Annotated in this window: 2 protein-coding genes; both read right to left on the reverse strand. The window is 72.1% G+C overall.

Annotation, left to right across the window (positions count from 1 at the left end; genetic code table 11):
• On the reverse strand, positions 1-339 hold a 339-nt coding region (locus B0F77_RS50775; RefSeq protein ID WP_425435802.1), incomplete at its 3' end, for a KR domain-containing protein.
• On the reverse strand, positions 279-1352 hold the full coding sequence (locus B0F77_RS41325) for a polyketide synthase dehydratase domain-containing protein (protein ID WP_425435803.1): 1074 nt from the start codon (positions 1350-1352) through the stop codon (positions 279-281). The genes B0F77_RS41325 and B0F77_RS50775, both read right to left, overlap by 61 nt.
• Between the last annotated feature and the right edge of the window lie 37 nt (positions 1353-1389).

Here is a 1389-nt window from a genome sequence, read left to right on the forward strand (position 1 = left end):
CACCACCGCGGTCAGCGGATGTGCCGCGGGAACACCGTCGAGCAGTTCCGCCACCTGAACGCGATCGGAGACGTCGCACGCCACGACCGACACCTCGGCGCCGTGCGCGGCCAGTTCCGCGGTGAAGGCCGCATCGACCACACCACTCCGGCTCGCCANNACAGTGCCGTCCGGATCCCAGGCGAGCGGCGTGACCTCGGGGCCGCGTTCGGCCAGCCGCGTCACCCGCCCGGCCCGTACGGAACCTTCGCGCAGGGCCAGCTGGGTCTCGCCGGCGGTCAGCAGTCCCGTCGCCAGTGGCACGGCCTCCAGGGATGCCTCTGCACCGTCGAGGTCCACGAGCAGNNGGCGACCGCGCCGCGAGTGACGAACACCAACCGCGACCCGGCGAACCGGTCGTCGGCGAAGAACTCCTGAATGTTGCGCAGCGCCCGCGCGGTCGTGCCGAGGACGTGCTCCGGGCCGACGGCGGAACCCAGCAGCTCGACCACCACGATCTCGGCGGTGGCCACCTCCGCCACGGAGTCCGGGCACAGGAAAACCTCGGCGCCGGTGTTCCGCAGCACGCGGCAGAGTCCGAACGAGTCGTCCCCGACCACGGCCCAGCTGCCGGACGACGGCGGCCCAACAGGTTCGACGCCCACCCAGTCCAGCTTCAGCAACACCCCCGCGTCGCTGCCGGCGGCCACCTGGATCGGGCCGGCGGCGCGCAGCGCCAGGGAGTCGACCGTCACGACCGGCCCACCCTCGACGTCCACCGCGGACAGTGCCACTGAACTCGGTCCGGTCCTGGTCAGCCGTACGCGAAGCGCGGCGGCCCCGGACGCGTGCAACGACACACCGGTCCAGGAGAAGGGCAGTCCGTGCGCGTCCTCCAGGTCCGCGAACAGCAGCGCGTGGAGAACGGAGTCCAGCAGAGCCGGATGCAGGCCGAAGGCGCCGGTGTCCGCGTCTGCGGGTGACTCGACCTCCACGAAGACCTCGTCGCCCCGCCGCCACACCGCGCGCAGACCCTGGAACGCCGGACCGTAGGAGAAGCCCAGTTCGCGCAACGCCTCGTAGGAGTTGGTGACGTCGATCTCGGTCGCACCCGCGGGAGGCCACACCGACGCGAAGTCCGTCTCGGCCGCCCGCGACTGCTCCGCGAGCACACCGACCGCGTGCCGTACCCAACCCTGGCCGACGTCGTCGGCGTGCCGGGAGTGCACGGCCACGGACCTCCGCCCGCTACCGTCCGGTTCCCCCACCCACACCTGCAGCTGGACGGCTCCCCGGTCCGGCAGCACGAGCGGCGTCTCCAGCGTCAGCTCGTCGATGCCATCGCACCCGACCTCGTCGCCGGCCCTGCCCACCAGTTCGAGAAAAGCCGTGCCGGGCAACAGGACCGTG

Origin of the sequence: Lentzea kentuckyensis, assembly GCF_002150765.1 — a bacterium.
GTDB classification, from domain to species: domain Bacteria; phylum Actinomycetota; class Actinomycetes; order Mycobacteriales; family Pseudonocardiaceae; genus Lentzea; species Lentzea kentuckyensis.